Annotated in this window: 17 protein-coding genes and 1 pseudogene; 7 read left to right on the top strand and 11 right to left on the bottom strand. The window is 70.3% G+C overall.

What is annotated here, in order from left to right; genetic code table 11:
* Window positions 1–233: 233 nt before the first annotated feature.
* Both ACFY0O_RS17075 and ACFY0O_RS17070 read left to right on the top strand, forming a co-directional pair.
* A complete protein-coding gene (locus ACFY0O_RS17075; RefSeq protein ID WP_362141805.1) occupies window positions 234–2,288 on the top strand; it encodes a GNAT family N-acetyltransferase in 2,055 nt (684 codons plus the stop codon).
* Window positions 2,285–2,764, top strand: a complete 480-nt coding sequence (locus ACFY0O_RS17070; protein ID WP_362141806.1) for an ASCH domain-containing protein — start codon at window positions 2,285–2,287, stop codon at window positions 2,762–2,764. The genes ACFY0O_RS17075 and ACFY0O_RS17070 overlap by 4 nt, the downstream gene beginning before the upstream one ends.
* A 309-nt stretch (window positions 2,765–3,073) precedes the next feature.
* Here the strand turns inward: ACFY0O_RS17070 and ACFY0O_RS17065 are convergent, their stop codons facing one another.
* From ACFY0O_RS17065 to ACFY0O_RS17035, 7 genes are all read right to left on the bottom strand, one after another.
* Window positions 3,074–4,135, bottom strand: coding sequence for a serine hydrolase domain-containing protein (locus ACFY0O_RS17065; RefSeq protein WP_388947471.1), 1,062 nt, complete (start codon window positions 4,133–4,135; stop codon window positions 3,074–3,076).
* Between the two features lie 88 nt (window positions 4,136–4,223).
* A complete protein-coding gene (locus ACFY0O_RS17060; RefSeq protein ID WP_388947470.1) occupies window positions 4,224–5,321 on the bottom strand; it encodes a glycosyltransferase family 4 protein in 1,098 nt (365 codons plus the stop codon).
* Entirely contained in the window at window positions 5,318–5,854 is a 537-nt protein-coding gene (locus ACFY0O_RS17055; RefSeq protein WP_388947469.1) for a deoxycytidine triphosphate deaminase, read from the bottom strand. The genes ACFY0O_RS17060 and ACFY0O_RS17055 overlap by 4 nt, the downstream gene beginning before the upstream one ends.
* Complete coding sequence (dcd, locus tag ACFY0O_RS17050; protein WP_388947468.1) at window positions 5,851–6,387, bottom strand: dCTP deaminase; 537 nt, start codon at window positions 6,385–6,387, stop codon at window positions 5,851–5,853. Before dcd ends, ACFY0O_RS17055 begins: the two co-directional genes overlap by 4 nt.
* A complete protein-coding gene (locus ACFY0O_RS17045) occupies window positions 6,384–7,613 on the bottom strand; it encodes a metallophosphoesterase (RefSeq protein ID WP_388947467.1) in 1,230 nt (409 codons plus the stop codon). The genes dcd and ACFY0O_RS17045 overlap by 4 nt, the downstream gene beginning before the upstream one ends.
* Entirely contained in the window at window positions 7,610–8,932 is a 1,323-nt protein-coding gene (locus tag ACFY0O_RS17040; protein ID WP_388947466.1) for a UDP-N-acetylglucosamine 1-carboxyvinyltransferase, read from the bottom strand. Before ACFY0O_RS17040 ends, ACFY0O_RS17045 begins: the two co-directional genes overlap by 4 nt.
* A gap of 2 nt (window positions 8,933–8,934) precedes the next feature.
* Window positions 8,935–9,381 (bottom strand): ATP-binding protein, encoded by a 447-nt coding sequence (locus tag ACFY0O_RS17035; RefSeq protein WP_388947465.1) that lies wholly within the window; start codon window positions 9,379–9,381, stop codon window positions 8,935–8,937.
* 176 nt (window positions 9,382–9,557) lie between these two features.
* Here ACFY0O_RS17035 and ACFY0O_RS17030 point away from each other — a divergent pair, with 176 nt between their 5' ends.
* Genes ACFY0O_RS17030 through ACFY0O_RS17020 form a run of 3 tightly spaced genes read left to right on the top strand, consistent with a single transcriptional unit; the run spans window position 9,558 to window position 11,845 of the window.
* The gene (locus ACFY0O_RS17030; RefSeq protein ID WP_388947464.1) at window positions 9,558–10,826 is read left to right on the top strand and encodes a helix-turn-helix domain-containing protein; all 1,269 of its coding nucleotides are present in this window, start codon (window positions 9,558–9,560) and stop codon (window positions 10,824–10,826) included.
* Window positions 10,823–11,377: a flavoprotein gene (locus ACFY0O_RS17025; RefSeq protein WP_388947463.1), complete on the top strand. Its 555-nt coding sequence runs from the start codon at window positions 10,823–10,825 to the stop codon at window positions 11,375–11,377. Before ACFY0O_RS17030 ends, ACFY0O_RS17025 begins: the two co-directional genes overlap by 4 nt.
* Before the next feature lie 54 nt (window positions 11,378–11,431).
* Window positions 11,432–11,845, top strand: coding sequence for an NUDIX hydrolase (locus ACFY0O_RS17020; protein ID WP_388947462.1), 414 nt, complete (start codon window positions 11,432–11,434; stop codon window positions 11,843–11,845).
* Between the two features lie 70 nt (window positions 11,846–11,915).
* Here the strand turns inward: ACFY0O_RS17020 and ACFY0O_RS17015 are convergent, their stop codons facing one another.
* The 4 genes from ACFY0O_RS17015 to ACFY0O_RS17000 form a co-directional block, all read right to left on the bottom strand.
* Entirely contained in the window at window positions 11,916–12,260 is a 345-nt protein-coding gene (locus ACFY0O_RS17015) for a plasmid mobilization protein (RefSeq protein ID WP_388947461.1), read from the bottom strand.
* A gap of 423 nt (window positions 12,261–12,683) precedes the next feature.
* Entirely contained in the window at window positions 12,684–13,562 is an 879-nt protein-coding gene (locus tag ACFY0O_RS17010) for a DUF2637 domain-containing protein (RefSeq protein ID WP_388947460.1), read from the bottom strand.
* Window positions 13,563–13,591: 29 nt separating this feature from the next.
* Window positions 13,592–14,215 carry an ATP-binding protein gene (locus tag ACFY0O_RS17005; RefSeq protein ID WP_388947533.1) on the bottom strand — a complete coding sequence of 208 codons (624 nt, stop codon included), beginning with the start codon at window positions 14,213–14,215 and terminating at the stop codon, window positions 13,592–13,594.
* Between the two features lie 71 nt (window positions 14,216–14,286).
* Window positions 14,287–15,180, bottom strand: coding sequence for a hypothetical protein (locus ACFY0O_RS17000; protein ID WP_388947532.1), 894 nt, complete (start codon window positions 15,178–15,180; stop codon window positions 14,287–14,289).
* Window positions 15,181–15,421: 241 nt separating this feature from the next.
* Between ACFY0O_RS17000 and ACFY0O_RS16995 the strand changes: the two genes are divergently transcribed.
* Together ACFY0O_RS16995 and ACFY0O_RS16990 are read left to right on the top strand one after the other, a co-directional pair.
* Window positions 15,422–15,706: a helix-turn-helix domain-containing protein gene (locus ACFY0O_RS16995; protein WP_388947459.1), complete on the top strand. Its 285-nt coding sequence runs from the start codon at window positions 15,422–15,424 to the stop codon at window positions 15,704–15,706.
* A gap of 200 nt (window positions 15,707–15,906) precedes the next feature.
* A pseudogene (locus tag ACFY0O_RS16990) lies at window positions 15,907–16,044 on the top strand (helix-turn-helix transcriptional regulator); the annotation flags it as partial.
* Window positions 16,045–16,133: the final 89 nt, after the last annotated feature.

The following is a 16,133-nucleotide window of genomic DNA, read 5'->3' as shown; positions in this document are numbered from 1 at the left end:
TACGACTGCCTTTTGTTTCCACCTCCGGACAACTGCTCAGCGTTCATTCGGTAACCCCGTAGGGTCGCGCTCCCGTGTCTGCTTGGGGTGGCCGCCGCCGCACCGCCGCCGCGGAGTGGCAATTCGAGCCAACACGGCTGAAATTGGTCAAACGGTGGCCCGCTCACCCATGGTTCGACACCATGCGCTGGGAGTGATCGACCCGATCCTCACGGAAGCGGAGGGGGAACACGGTGATCGAAGTGCTGCCGGTGACCGGAGAACAGTCGGAGATGCTCGGTGCGGCCATCGCTCTGGGCAACCGCTACACGAAGCGGCTCGGTCTGCTCACGCCACCCGCGTACCGGAAGTACGCCGACGACGGTGGCTTGCTCGTTGCGTTGGACCACGGTGAGCTGGTCGGATACGCGCTCTTCGGACTGCCCAAGCGTAGCCAGCACGTTCGCCTCGTGCACCTGTGCGTGGCGGAGGAGCACCGGGGCAAGGGGGTCGCGAGGCTCCTGATCGCAGAACTGCGGCGCAGTCAAAGTCACAGGCTTGGGATCAGGGCCAGGTGCCGCCGTGACTACGGGCTCAGCGCCACCTGGAGCGGCCTGGGCTTCGTGCCGAAGGGCGAGGGCCTCGGGCGGGGTAGTGACAAGGAGACCCTCGACACCTGGTGGCTCGACCACGGTCACGACGACCTGTTCACTGGAGCGCAGAGCGACGCCCTGCTGGTCGTGACGGTCGACCACACGGTCTTTTCCGGGCTTCACGGCACGGGTGCCGAGAGTGCGGTCGAGGAAGCGAGGGCCCTTGAGGCCGGGTGGCTCGCAGACCTGGTCGAGCTCGCCTATACGCCGCAGCTCCTCCTACACGTTCAAGCGGTGGAGGACCGGGAGGAGCGGAACCACCAACGTGCCGGCCTGTCCAGGCTCCGCTCCCTGGCGCCCGACACCGCCGCGGTGGTCAGCCGCCAGCAGGAGTTGACCGCAGCGGTGGGCAAGGAGATGCCCGGCGTTGTGATCGATGTCGGCCTGCGTGCGCGGCTGCGCTACGTGGCCGAGACGTCTTGTGCTGGCCTGCAGGTACTGGTGACCCGTGATTCCGACCTGGCGGCGCTGGCAGACATCGCCTGGGAGGTGGCGCGCGTCAGGGTAGTCTCTCCCGAGGCCGTGACGCTCCATGTGGACGAACTCCGCCAAGCCCAGATGTATCGCCCTGCCGATCTCATGGGAACGGCCTTCTCCGCCGCCGAGGTCGAGCCCGGAAGTGAAGAGGGGCTCGTCGCCTTCTTCGACGAGGCCGGTGGTGACGGTGGAGTCGGCTTGTCGGAGCGTCTGACCAGCCTTGCCCGTGATGGTGTCTTGTGGCGCAGGGAACTCATCCGGGACGGCGATGGGCGCCCTGTCGCGCTGTACGCCTGGGCGCTGGACGGCCGCACGCTGAACGTTCCTCTCCTGAGGACCGCATCGCACGCTCTGGAAGAGACGCTGGCCCGCCAGTTGCTCTTCATGCTGAAGAGACTCGGGCGGGACCGGGGCGCCCAGGCCGTGCGCATCATCGACCCCGGCCCCTCAAGGGCGGCTGTGGTCGCAGCAGGCCCCGACGGCTTCGTCGAGGACGAGAAGGGCTTCACCGCGCTCCTGGTAGACGTGTGCGGGCCGACGGAGGCGGTCTCCGGGGCCGCCGGGCAGATCGCGGGGCGGACCGGCGCTGTGACGCCGGTCCTGGACGCCCGTGCGCCAGCGGAGATCGCGAGCATCGCCGAGAGGGTGTGGTGGCCGGCGAAGCTGGTCGATTCTGCCCTGCCGACCTTCATCGCACCCGTCAAGCCGCGCTGGTCCACGGAGCTCTTCGACGTTCCGGCAATGCTCGTACCGCGCGACGACGTACTCGGAATCAGTCGCGAGCACGTGTACTACCGGTCGGCCGGCCATCGGGGCGAGAGCGTCCCCGCTCGGATCCTTTGGTACGTCAGTGAGGGGTCCGCAGGGCAGCAGGGCAAGATGGTGATCGGCTGCTCGCGCCTCGACGAGGTGGTCATCGGCGACCCTGACGCCCTCTTCTCGCGATTCGAACACCTGGGCGTATATGGTCGTGCCGAAGTGCGTGCGGCAGCCGATGCTACGGGCCGGGTCATGGCGCTGAGGTTCTCGGACACGGAGCTGTTTCCCGTACAGGTGACGCATTCGCGATTGACCGCGCTGGCGAACGGGCTGGGGCTACGGTTGTCGCTGATGTCGCTGTCGAAGATCGACAACGCGCTGTTCCAGGCCGTGTACGAAGAGGGGCACCGAAAGACGTGAGCGATCCGGAGCGCGCGATGCTGTTGTCCGTCCACCCGAGGTTCGCGACGGCGATCCTGGCCGGCACCAAGACGGTGGAGGTACGCCGCCAACGCGTCGCCGCTCCTCCTGGGACGCCCGTACTCCTCTACGCGACCGCGCCGACGATGGCCATCGTCGGCATGGCGAGGATCGCCTCGGTGCAGGTGGCCAGCCCTCGTGAGGTGTGGACCGCCAGTCGCACGAGCACTGGCATCAGCCGTCGGGAGTACGACGACTACATGAGCGGCGCGACCCGGGCCAGCGGCCTCTCCTTGGAGGAGCCGGTCGCCTTCGAGGAGCCGGTTCCTCTGGCGGCTCTCAGGGCCTCCGGCTCGTTCCATCCACCGCAGAGCTACCGGTATTTGACTGGCGAGGATCTGCGGAAACTGGCTGCGGCGACCCGTCTCAAGAGCGAAGCCCTACAAGGGGCCCTCAGTGAGTTGACGCCTGCGTAGGCTCCTGTACGAGCAGTGGGGACGTCACGCTGGTAGTGATCGGCCACCTGGTGCCGTAGCAGGACTTCCGGGTGGCCTCCGAGCCGCCGTCTCCCCGATGGCTGACTGCCGCGTCGCTCACCCAGGATGAGAGCGCCGGTGGGATACGGCAGCGGGCTCGTGGCAGTTCGCGTTCCAATGGCTCTACAGGTAAGACGCTTGGAGCGTGCGGGCCTTGTGCCCGGACTGCCCGATAGGCAGTCTCGGACACGGCCGAAGAGAGGTCCTCCGCCAAGCCGATCAACGCCCTCCGCGTGGACGGGGTTGCCGTCAGGCCTGGAGCCTCGGAACAACCACCGTGAATGCGGCGAGACGGAAAGCGTTGCGGATTTCCGTCAAGGGCTCCCGATCGCGGTTGAAGCGGAGTTTGTTCGTGAGGAGGACGGCCCACCGGTCTTGGGCCGGGCTGATCCACATGCCCGTGCCGGTGAAGCCGTAGTGGACCCAGACGTCCTCGGCCGGGTCGGTGCCGGGGGCGGGGTGCCAGAAGAGGCCGCGGGCGGGGGTGAGGGTGCCGGTGTGGATGCGGAGGGAGTCCTTGATCCAGGTGGGGCCGAAGGTGACCTGGGTGGGGGCGAGCATGTGGCGGAGGAAGAGGGCGAGGTCGTCGAGGACGGAGAAGGTGCCGGCGATGCCGCAGATGCCGCCGAGGAGGCGGGCGGAGAAGTCGTGGGCGGTGCCCTTGAGGTGGGTGCCGGTGGAGTCGTCGTACTCGGTGGGGGCGCAGCGGGCCGCCTCGGCGGCGGGGAGGGGGCCGAAGCGGGTGTGGGCCATGCCCAGGGGGTGCCAGACGCGGGCGGTGGCGAGCCGGTCCAGGGGCTGGCCCGACAGGTGCTCGGCGAGGTAGCCGAGGATCAGGGCGGCCCGGTCGGTGTACTCGACGGCCTCGCCCGGCGGGCGGTGGAGGGCTTCGTGGAGGACGCCGTCGCGGATGTCCTGGGGGTCGGTGCCGTAGAGGTTCTTCAGGTTGGCGCGGAGGGGCAGGCCTGCGGTGTGGGTCAGAAGGTGGTGGGCCGTGGCCCGGGCCAGGGGGTGGCCGGCGACCTCGTACCAGAAGGTGCCCAGAGGGGCCTGGAGGTCGAGTTTGCCCTCTTCGGCGAGCGTGCCGATCGTGGACCAGACGGCGAGGATCTTGGTGAGGCTGGCCACGTCGAAGACGGTGTCCAGCCGCATCGGGTCGTCGGGCCGGTCGGGGTCGAGGAGGCCGACGGCTCCGCCCGCGCGGATGCCGTCGGCGTCCCCGACCGCCCACACCGCGCCGGGGTAGACCTCCTCGCGCACGCCGGTCTGGAGGAGGTTTTCGATACGGGCGGTGGAGGAGGGCGTCGTCATGGTCTCCCGATCGTCGTACGGCCGCGGGTGGTCCGCTGGCCAGCCTAGTGACGTGGCCGGGGCGGGCCCGACTGCGCCACGGGTGGTGTCAGGTGAGCCGTCGGCCCAGGTCGGTGATGGCCGAGGCGGTGGCGCTGAGGGGGAAGCGGGCGGCGTTGGTGCGGCCGGCCGCACGAAGCAGTTCGAGCAGGCCCGGTGTGGTGCGGAGGCGGTTGAGGTCGTGGGCCGCGGTGGCGGGGGTCGTGAAGTCGGTGGCCATGCCCGTGCCTGCGAGGGCCTCGGTGAGGCCGGGGACGGGTTGGTAGAGGACGGGGAGGCCGCAGGCCTGGGCTTCGAGGGCGACGAGGCCCATGGCCTCCAGAGTGGTGGAGGGCACGGCCAGGACGTCGTGGTCGGCGAAGACCTTCCACAGCTGCTGTCGGCGGAACCAGCCGAGGTAGCGGACGTGGACGCCGTGCTGGCGGATGACCGGTACGAGGTCCTGGAACTGCGCCCGGGGTGCGGCGACGCTCAGTTCGATGGAGGACGTGGCGGCGACGGCTTGGAGGAGGGGTTCGAGGCCCTTCTCGGAGCTCACGCGGCCTGCGAAGAGGACGCGCAGGTGGCTGGTGCGGCGTCGTGCGGGTCGGGGCGGCGGAGTGGTGAGGAGCTTGTCGGGGACGCCCCAGGGGATCTTCTCGATCTTGCGCCTGTCGGTCTTTGGGGCGAGCTTGAGTAGGCGGTCGGTCATCGCGTGGGTGGGGACGACGATCGCGTCGGCCGCGTTCGCTGCCTCGCGCAGGACGCGGAGCTGGGTGCTGTGGTTCTCGGCGTACAGGAGGTCGGTGCCGTGGACGAACGCGATGCGGGGGTGGCGGGGGAAGGCGCGCAGGAGGGCTGGGGTGGCGCCGAAGGCCAGGTGGTGGAGGTGCAGCACGCTGATCTGCCGCGGGTCGACGGCGGCCGTGAGGGCGTGACGGAGGTCGGTGACGTACCGGTTGAAGTGGTCGCCGCCGATGCACTTGCCGGTGGCGTGGAGAAGGTCGAGGCCGGCGGGCGTCCGGGGGCGGGGGCCGTCGGGGGCGAGCATGAAGGCGCGGGCGGGGATGGCGGGCTGCTCGCCGGTGTAGAGGTCGAGGAAGAGCTCGACGCTCCCGCCTGGGCTGGGGTACGGGAGGTCGAGGGCGGTGGCGACGAGGGGGTTCACCGGCGGCCTCCGGGGTTCTCCTCGTAGAGGCGGGAGATCTCGATGCCTTCGCTGGTGCGGTACTTGAGGCCGTGTTGCTGGTAGCTGGCGGGCGTGCCGTGGGTGCGGAGGAAGACGAGCTTGCCGAACGTCATGCCGGGCCGGACGCGCACGGGGCGGGTGGCCCTGATCTCCAGGGTCCAGCGGATGGCGTGGCCCTGGTGGCCGAGGGGCGCGGAGACGTGGACCCAGATGCCGAGGCAGCCGGTGGTCCGGTCGCCGTTGAGGAGCTGGGCGTAGGACTCGGATCCGGTCTGCTCCAGGGTGTGGCCGAGGTAGAGGTTGCCGGGTTCGAGGACGTAACCGTCGTCAAGGAGGGTGACTTCGCGGAAGGCGGTGGGGGCGGCGGCGTCCAAGTCCCCCTGGCAGATGCGGAGGGTGCTGCCGAGGCGCCAGTCGTAGGCGTTGGGGGAGAGGCGGTCGGGGTCGTACGGGTCGATCGTGATGTGGCCCGCGTCGCGGGCGGCGGCGATGGCCGGTCCGGTCAGGATCACGACGTCACCGCCGAGGAGTCGAGGTCGCGCCAGAAGGCGGAGGGCTGCGGGCCGGCGGATGCCTGGTACTTGCCCGAGTACAGGTTGATGGCGCCCTCCGAGACGAAGAACATGATCTGCCCGATCTTCATCCCGGCGTAGACGCGGACGGGGCGGGTCGGGGTGAGCATCAGCGTCCACTGCCCGTGGAAGCCGATGTCGCCGATGGGCGCGGTGATCTCGACGAACAGTCCGAGCCGGCCGACGGAGGAGCGGCCGAAGAGCAGCGGGACGAAGCGGTCCGAGCCCACTTCCTCCATGGTGTGTCCCAGGTACAGCTCGCCCGGCTGCAGGGTGTGCCCGTCCTTGCCGACCTGGATGCGGTGGGTGGGGTTGGGGCGGTGGGAGTCGAGGACGTCGTCCGTGTAGGTCAGCAGGGTGGACCCGAGGCGGACGTTGTAGCTGTTCGGGTTGACCTGGGAGGAGGAGAAGGGGGCGATGCGCAGCCGCCCGTCGCCCGAGGCGGAGATGATTTCCGGACCGGTCAGGATCACTGGTCGTCTCCGTTCGTCAGGGTGCTCCGGATCGCAGAGCCCAGGCTCAGGCCGACGGGACGGGTCCGGCCGCCCAGGCAGCTGTTGGCCAGGTAGTCAGTGGTCAGCACGTTCGTCAGCCCGGACGGAAGCGGGTCGGGAGAGGTGACGAGCGGCCCGACCCGCTCGGTGAGGTGGCTGAGGAGGGCTTCGGTGTCGTGGCGGTGAGCCGGTGCGATGCAGGCCTCGACCAGGGAGTTCGCGAACGGCTCGATGGCCAGCAGATCGCCTGTGGTCAGGATCTCGCCCAGGACCGTGGTGCGGAGGGCGGTCTCGTTCAGGACGACGGCGTCCCTGCCCAGGCCGCTCCGGAGGCGGTCGGCCAGGTTTTGGGCCAGGGCCCGGCGATCGAGCTGCTCGTTCCGGTACGGTTCCGCGATCCGGCCCAGCGGCTCGGCCAGCTGTGCGTCGAACGCCGCGATCCGGTCCCGTACGGAGGCCAGCTCGGGCGGCAGGACAGATGGGGTGGTGTTCGCCGTGTCGGAGAAGAGGGCGGTCCGGCCGACCCAGCGGTCGGGGGTGTACGTCGCGACGGCGTAGCCGATGCCGAGCTCGCGGCCCTTGAGGATGAGGGTGCTGCCGATGTGGGTGGGGCCCGTGTGGTCGCTGTGGCAGTGGCCCGAGAAGATCACGTCCAGGAAGGGACAGGCTTCGGCGAGCCCGAGGTCCTCCTCGAAGCCCGAGTGGCTGAGGAGCACCCAGGATTCGACCTCGTGGTGGTGCGCCAGCATCAGCTCGCGCAGGGCCTTCACCGGCTCGACGGCCCGCTGTCCCAGCCGTTGGGCGACCGGGATCGAGTTGAACGCCTGGAGCCCGATCACCCCGGTGACGGCCGTACGCCGGCCTCCGATCTCCACGACGTGCAGCCGCCGGAACAGAGGGTTGCCGGTCGAGTCGTCGACTGCGTTCGCGCAGACGGTCCGCTTGTGGAGGGCGGGCTCGAAGTAGTGCGCCCAGCCGTGGTTTCCGGGGACGATGACGTCGTACAGGCCGAGCAGGATGTCCCGTTCGAGCTCTCCCTGGCCGAGTCGGTAGTAGCCGGTGCCTTCGAAGAAGTCGCCGCAGTCCACGAGCAGGCTGTCCGACCGTGCCTCGTGGAGGTGGCCGAGGAAGGAAGCGCCGGCGCCGAGGGCGGAGTGGACGTCCGTGGTGGCCAGGATCCGTTGGATCGTTCGGCTCGCGGTCACGGGGCGACCTCGCAGATGTCGGCGCCGAGCTGGAGGAGCTTGCCGGGCAGGTCGGCGTGGCCCCGGCGCAGTTGGGCGACTCCGCCGAGGGTCGTGATCCCGCGGGCGGTCAGGGCCGCCACCATGAGGGCGGAGCCGGTGCGGATGTCCGTCGCTTCGACACCGGATCCGGTGAGGCGCTGGGGACCGGTCAGGCGGCACTCGGTGGGTGAGATCTCCTCGATGTCGGCTCCGAGCCTCGCCAGCTGGGGCAGGAGGTTGCCGTGGCGGCCGGGGTTGATCGAGTCGGCAAACAGGTGGGTGCCGGGTCGGCCCAGGGCCAGTGCCATCAGCGGTGGCTCGAAGTCCGCGTCCAGGCCCCCGGGTGCGAGGGAGGCGATGGCCCGCAGCGGCCGGCCCGTCGGGTTGGCGTTGCTGCCGTCGACGAGGAGCGTCTCGTCCCCCACCGATGTGGGGATGCCCAGCCGCTGGAGCGTTACCTGGAACGGCACGAGGTCCCGGCAGTGGATGCCGTCGATCCGGGCCTTGCCGCCGGTGGCGGCGACGGCACAGGCGAGCGTCCCCGCCTCGATCTTGTCGCCCGGCACGCGCCAGGCCGGGATCTCGTCGGTGGGCGTGGATGCCGGATCGAGGGCGAGGACTCGGTCATTCACCTTGACCTGCCAACCCACCGAGCGCAGCGCGTCGAGCACGGCCAGGACTTCCGGCGAGAGGTTCGGGAGTTCCAGGCGCAACGCCCGGTCGGAGACGACCGCCCGCAGCACGGCGGCGACCGTCGCGCCGCGCGACCGGAAGGGCAGCGCGTGCGAGACCGTGCCGCCGCTGCCCTGCCCGCCGGCCTCGACGGCGTACCCGGCGTCCTGGACGGTGACGTGGTCCCCGAACGCCTCGTACACCTTGAAGTGCAGTTCCATCCCGCGCTGCCCGATCCGGCAGCCGCCGGGCCAGGGAAGCCGGGCACTGCCGCGTAAGGCGAGGAGGGCGGGCACCAGGTAGTACGAGGCCCGAATGGCCGAGGCGCCGCTCAGGTCGGGAACGGCGGGCGGGTGCTCGGGGGTCATGACGAGCAGGGTGTCCGACCGCCCTACGGCCTGCGCCACGTGCCAGCCGGTCCCGTGGAGGAGGGCCACCATCGCCTGGACGTCGGCGCTGGCCGGAACGTTCTCCAGCTGGACGTTCCGACGTACAGCCGCCCCGGTCGCCAGCAGGGGAAGGGCGGCGTTCTTGGAGCCGTCGACGGTGACGGAGCCGGCGAGCGCGCTGCCGGGGCGTACGGCTATCACTTCGGCGTTCGAGGCCGAAGCGCGGGTGAGTGCCACGATCAACTCCTTTGGTCGGGAGGTTTGGGGAGGGCGGAGGCCGTGGGGCGGTACGGGCGGGCGGCGAGGTCGAACTCGGCCCAGCAGGACTTGCCTGAGGAGCCCTGTTCAACGCCGTGCTCGTCTGCGAGGGCTGCAATGATCAACAGGCCCCTGCCGTGCTCGGCGTCCGGGTAGACGGCGGACTTCTGGGGGACGGCCGAGCTCTGGTCGCGGACCTCGAAGCGCAGCCGGTCGCCGCGCAGGCGAGCTGTGATGGATGTGGTCCCGGCGCCTCCGTGCCGGACGGCATTGGCCAGGAGCTCGCCCGCCACGGTCTCCGCTCCGTGCAGGTCGTCGGTGACCGTGCTCCGGCGCCAGCCATTGACCTCGTCCATCACCGTGCGCCGGGCGCGGGCGGCGCCTTCCGGCGTACCCGTCACCGGCAGGGTGACCTCGTGCACTTCCATGGGCGGCCTCCTGAATGGGTGCGGTTCCACCAGGCAAGCGGGCCGAGGGGGCAGCCCGCGACGTAGCACGCAGGTCGCGCATCAATCATGCAGCTTCTGCATGGCGGGCAATTTCCCTACCGATAGGCTCGGTTGAGCAGGCAGGATCGGTCTCGGCAGAAGGGGCCGTGGCGCAGATGGCCGACACACAGGGCGAGGCACACCGCATCGGTGCGCTGATCCGTCGGGCAAGGGTCTTACAGAGCCGCTCACAAGCGGACGTGGCCGCCGAACTGGGTTACCACCAGTCGAAGATCAGCCGCCTGGAGGGCGGCCGCGGAACCGACGACATCCGGGTCCTCCGCGAAGTCGCCCAGGTGCTGCGAATCCCGCCGGCCCACCTCGGGCTCGCTGAGGCCGCCCGGGAAGCCGAGTCCCCCGATCCGGAGACAGACGACATGCGCCGCCGTACCTTCCTCGCCGCCGGTGTCACCGCGCTGGCCGCCCCCGTGCCCGCCGCGCACCCGGCGCTGGTCCAGGCCCTCCTGCCCGGCGTGCTCGCAGCCCCGACGACAGAGCCCGTCTCCACGGACCAGCTTCACCTACGTGCAACCGCCATCCGCAGGCTGCTGACCACGTGCGACTACGCGGAGCTGGAGCGCACGCTTCCCGGCCTGATCACGGACCTGCGCCATGCGCTCGGCAGCTCGTCCCGGCCCGAAGAAATTTCCCGCTTCCTCGCCACGGCCTACCAGACCTCGGCCAGTCTCTTCCTCAAGCAGGGGGATGCAGGAACGGCCTGGCTGGCCGTCGGCCGCGCCATGGCGGAGGCCGAACGCTTCGGCGACCCCCTCGTCCTCGCCGCCAGTGTCCGGCTCCACGCCCACGTCCTCGTCCGCGAGAAGCACCCCGGCCAGGCAGTCACGCTGATCCGGCACACGGCTTCCCAGCTCACCGGCTCGTACGACCGCCGCTCCCCACACCACCTCGCCGTCCTCGGGCTGCTCCTGCTGCGCGGAGCCACGGCCGCGAGCCGCGCGGCCGACCGTGCCGCCACCGGGGAGTTCCTTGCCGAAGCGGAGGAGGTGGCCCGGTACGTCGCTCTGGACCGGCCGGACGCCTGGGCCAACTTCAGCCCTACGAACGTCACCCTGCACCGGATCAGCGCGGCGGTCTCCTTCGGCGACGCTGGCATCGCCCTCGACGCGGCCCGCCCGCTCATGCACCGCCACATCCCGGTCCCCGAGCGCCGTGCTGCACTCTGGATCGAAGCCGCCCGCGCCTATGCCCAGCAGGGCCGCCTGGCCGACGGCTACCAGGCCCTGCGGATCGCCGAGACCTGCGCCGCCCAGGACGTACGCCGTCCCGCCGTCCGCGAGCTGGTCGCCGACATGGCCGCGCGGGACCGCCGACGTACGCTGCCGGAGCTCCACCACTTCAGCCGCAGACTGGGAGTACCCGCGTGACTGAGCCGCAGCCCAAGCCCTTCCTGTACGTCGTCGTGTGCGCCGCCGGTATCGCCGGCGACGTCGGCAGACTCATCACCGCGGCGCAGGAACGCGGCTGGGAGGTCGGGGTCATCGCTACTCCGCAGGGTCTGGAGTTCCTCGACGTCCGGGCGATCGAGGAGCAGACCGGGTACCCGGTGCGGTCCGCATGGCGTTCGCCCGGCGAGGCGCGGACGTACCCGCGGGCGGACGCCATCGCGGTCGCTCCGGCCACGTTCAACACGGTCAACAAGTGGGCCGCGGGCTTCGCCGACAACCTGGCCCTCGGCATCCTCTGCGAGGCCCCCGGCATGGGCGTCCCCACGGTCCTGCTGCCCTACGTGAACACCGCTCTCGCCGCCCACCGGGCCTACCGGCGCAGCATCGATGAGCTCCGGGAGATGGGCGTGCTGATCGGCAGCTATGAGCCCCACCGTCCGAAGTCCGGTGGCGGGGCCGACCGCTTTCCGTGGGAGGAAGCGGTCGATCTGCTGGCCCCGCTCTTCCATGCCGGGGCCGAGCCGCAGTGAACGTGTCGGCATCGCCCTTCGGGGCAGCCAGCCCACCCGACCTGGAGGAGCAACGTGGAGCAGCAGAACGCTGAGGGGCGACCGGCCATCGCAGCGGCCGTGGTGGTGCACGAGGGCCGCGTTCTGATGGTGCGGCGCCGGATCAGCGAGGGGCGGCTCTCCTGGCAGTTCCCCGCCGGTGCGGTCGAGCCGGGCGAAGCCCGGGAGGAGGCCGCCGTACGCGAGACGCTGGAGGAGACCGGCCTCGCCGTGAAGGCGCTGAAGCTGCTGGGGGAACGGGTTCACCCTGACACCGGCCGCTTGATGTCGTACACCGCCTGCGAGGTGTCCGGCGGCCACGCGCACGTCGCGGACACCGACGAGCTGGCTGAACTTGCCTGGGTGGCCCGCGCCGACATCTCCGAGTACGTCCCGTACCGCCTGTTCGAGCCGGTGCAAGAACACCTCGACGTCGTCCTGGAGCACTGACGCGGACCGACCGCGCGCATTGGGATAGCACGCCAGACCGTGGATCTCGGGGACCATGGTGGGGCAGGCCCTAGCCGTCTTCGAGAAGTCGGTCGGTGGCGTCCTGGACGCGGGCGGAGGCTCGGCGGACCGCAACGAGCACGGCGTCGAGTTGGGTGTCAGTTGGTTGGCCGCCGGAGTTGACGGCGCGAGTCAGCTGGTTCAGGTTGTTGCCGATCTGACCGAGGTGCCTGCGGGCAGCGAACAGCTCGGTGACCGTCTCACGACGCCCGGCGATGGCCGCGGCGCTGGTGTGCGGGTCGAGGGCGGCCCTGAGGGCGGCTTTGGCGAAGAAGCCGGCGACGGTAACGCCGATGGCCTTCGCGGCGGTCGCGACGAGCGCGTGCTCGTCGTCGTTCACACGGACGCTGCACACTTTGGAGCGCTGGCCGTGCTTGTGGGTACGGCGTCGTATACGGGGCTCTGGAGGGGGAGCAGAGGCGTACGTGGCTTCGCACGGATACTGTTGCTCTTCCCCCGGCTGCGTCCGTCCCGCGGTCGCGGCCTCCTCGTCAGGCGTCCCCCGGCGCCGGACGATGCTCCGCCCCCCTGGGGCGGTGAGTCCTTTGGACACTCCGCCGGTGGTGGAGTGTCCAAAGGGATAACTTGCTCCGTCTCGGGCTTGGGTAGGGGCCGCCTGCTGGTGGTCGTGGGGACTCGTGGTTGTGGAGGCGTCGTGCAAGAGCGTGTCTCCTGTTGGTCGGGCTGGAACGGCTTCGGTGCTGTGGGGATGGGGCGTACGAACGTCAGCTCGCCCCGCGACGTATGCGCGGGTGAGCAGCCTGACTTCGGACGGGACTCACGCGGCGTCCGCCCTGCCACTGTCGAGTTCGACCTGGACCTGCCGGGTGATCTTGTCCCGGCGGTCCCTGCCGATGGAGAGGCCACGTGCGCGGACAGCCGTCTCGATGTGGCGGCTTGACGCGCGTCCATCGCGTCCGAGCGGGGCGGTGCGGGCGATGGCGCGGAGTTCGTCGTCGGTGGCGGCGGGCTTGCGACCGGTGCGCTTCTTCGGCGGGACGTGGGCTTCCGCCACTTGATCGGCCTCTTCCGCCACATCGCCTGGTGCGTCCCGTAGGGCGTCAGCCGGAGCGAGGCGGCCACCCTCGCGTGGAGGGCTGTGAGGGTCCACGAGCCCTTCTGGGTAGGGGAGCTGCTCCGTGGCGGGGTGCGCGCGAGGACCGTCCAGGGCCGCGGGATGCGCTGACGATTCCCCTGCCGGACGGCGACTGTGGCGGGAATCGTCGGCGGCGACGTGGCGGTGGATCTGCCGCATGAGGACGGCGAAGGCGAAGAGCGCGGCTGCTGGAGGCACGGCTGCGACGACGTAGTCGAGGGCCGGGGCCGGGGCGCCGTTGGTGCTGCTGACGCCGGCGACGTTGAGGGCGATGGAGCCCAGTGATCCGGCAGCGGTGAGGGCGATCGCCCACCCGTCGGTTTCCCGGCGGAGGCTGGCGCGGAGCATCAACACTTCCCCGGCGACGATGAAGGCATCGAGCGTTGCCGGCCACGCCCACTGGCGGGCTGGGGAAGCGCTGAGGCCGTGCTGCCCCGCGACTTCGGCGAGATGGGCGTAGGAGAGCCAGAATCCTGCTGCGGTGAGCGCGACGATGACGCAGCCTGCGACGGCCAGGGCGTACCGCTCAGCCGTCTGGGTGCGGTGGGAGGTGGTGGTCAAGCGGGTGGTGCTCCAAGGGGTTGGCGCGTTCAAGCGGCAGGGGAGGTGCGGCGGCGGTCGGCGCCATCGAGGACGACCCGGTGGGTCATCTCGGAGAGGCGGGAAGCGACGCGGTCGCCGAGGGCGGTGCGGAGCTCGGGGATGGGGAGGTTGGTCGTGAGCAGGGTGGGGCGCAGGTACTCGTACCGGTGGTTGATCAGCCGGTAGGTCAGCTCCTCCGTCCACTCGCTGCCCTTGGCGGCGCCGAGGTCGTCCAGGAGTAGCAGCGGGCAGCGGGCCAAGGTGTGCAGCTCACGTTCCGCGTCGAGGCCGGGGCGGGGCCTCAGGCGGGCGTACAGGTCGGCGGCTGTGACCGCCTCCCAGCGCAGGCGGACGCCGGCAGCGAGCAGTGCGCGGACGGCCCCGTAGGCCTGGTGGGTCTTGCCGGTGCCCGTGGGACCAGCGATGAGGAGCGACGGGCCCTCTGCTATGCCCCGCGTACCGCTCGGGCCGGGGCGCCCGGCGCACGCGATATCGTCCACCCAGGCGGTGACTTGGGGGTGATCGGCGAGGGCATGCCGGTAGCGCGGGGGGATCCGGGCGTCGGCCAGTTCCAGTGCGCTGACAGGCTCGGGCGTGGGCTCCGGTTCCTCCGAGCCGATGACGGGGTCCATGCCCCGGCGGGCCAGGATGCCCGCCACGGCCCGGACGGCCTGACCGGAGGGCTGGGGCAGGGTGGTGGCGGTCAGAGCGCACCCCCGTAGGCAGCGGCGACGTCGGTGGGGTTGGTCCAGGGACGGTGGGTGACGGCGGTCGTGGGCGTCCCCGCGTTCATGACCTCGTGCACGACACTGGCCAGGGTCTTCGGGTGAAGGCCCTTGGCCCGGTGGCGGTCCAGACCGGCTCGTACGTGGGCGGGGTCGATGCCCTCGGCCAGGAGCTTCGCGGCTTCCCGTCCGAGTTGACCGAGCACGCTCGCGGGCGGACGGTGTTCGCAGGCCGCGGCGTACTTGGTGACGAGGTCCTTCGCCGAGACGGTCTGGGGCGCGGGGGCGCTCGCGCCCCCCAACGGGGTAGTTCCTAGTTCCCTGTTCCTAGGTCCTAGATCCGGACGCTGAGGGTTCACCGCGGCCTTTACGAGCCCTCCCTGAGCACGCGCTGACGACTCACTGAATCGCCCCTGACCTGCAGAGTCTCGGCTCATGGTGGGCTCCGTGTCTTCTCCCGGACCTTTCACGGAAGCCTCAGCGACTGCTCCGCGCATGGGCAGTGAGGTCTCACGGGGAAGGCCGAGGTCGTGGTGCGGGCAGTCCGAGATCCTGCTGGCGCTGGGGCGGTTGATCTTCTGGTGGCGGCCGAAGGCGACGATGTGCAGGTACTGCCTTCCGTCCTCGCCCTCGTAGCGGCAGATCAGGCCGACAGCGTCGAGCTGCGTCAGGTCGTCCTCGACCTCCACCGGGCCGTGCTCGCGGCGCAGCGACCACAGCTGTCCGGCGATGACGGCGGCCTGGTCACGGATGCGGCCCCTGTCGTCGGCTTGGGTGAGCAGGCCGAAGAAGGTCCGCTCGGCTGTCAGGGACACGGCCGCCAGGGACTCGGAGGCGAAGGCCTCGGGCTTGATGGTGCGGATACGGGCGATGAGGACCGACCGCCTTTCGAAATTGGGGGCGTGGAGACAGCGGGGCAGTGATGCGTGGACAACACAGCCACACCCCTGCCCCGGAAGTCCAGGGCTGGTTCTAGGACTCCTGAAAGATTTTCCGGCTGCAGGGTAGACCTGAAATCCCGGTCGCCGAAATCTCCCCCAAATTCTGCTGGCATCGCTCACGGCAGACAGGAAATCCTTCCGAAGGCTCGGGCGCGCAAGCTACAACACAGCAATGCCGCCACGCCCCCTTGAAATCGGACCCGCCGGACGGGCCGCCGCCCACGCCATCGAACGCACCCGCGTCGCCCGTGGCTACTCCCAGCGCCAGCTCGCCGCCCGCGTCACCGCACTCGGTCGCCCCATGACCTTCAGCGCGCTCTCACGTATCGAACGCACGGTCCGGCGCTGCGACATCGACGACCTCGTCGCCATCGCTGCCGCCCTCGGAACCCCTCCGCAGATCTTGCTGGCGACGGTGCCGATCCACCCGGCTCCCGTCGGGGTGGGCGGAATATAGCCGACGACCCCCGGTTTCCGAAACCGGGGATTCTCCGGACCATTCGTGGTCCTGTACGTCTTCGCCGCCCATGGCGGCGGGGCGCTTTCATTCCCTTCGTCTGCCTTAAGGATTCTCGCTTGTCTCCTGTCGATCCGGTCTCCTCCGTCAGTGCTGCCGAATTCCGTCACCGTCCGCCCATCAGTCGCGCGTTTCTCGGGGTGCAGGACGCGGCTGAATATCTCGGTATTTCACCCAAGACGCTCTACGTATGGCGTCACCGGCGCCAGGGTCCGCCGAGTTTCCGCATGGGTGCCCGCGGGCGAGTGACGTACCGGATCGATGCGCTCGATGCCTGGATACGGGAGCAGGAGCAAGCGGATTCCCGATCCAACCCCGCCCTCAACCCGGTGAGCGCCGCGCCGCCTACTTGGCAACCGTCTGACGC

The organism is Streptomyces sp. NPDC001594 (assembly GCF_042893675.1).
Classification (GTDB): Bacteria; Actinomycetota; Actinomycetes; order Streptomycetales; family Streptomycetaceae; genus Streptomyces.
This window is presented reverse-complemented; position numbering and strand designations above follow the sequence as displayed.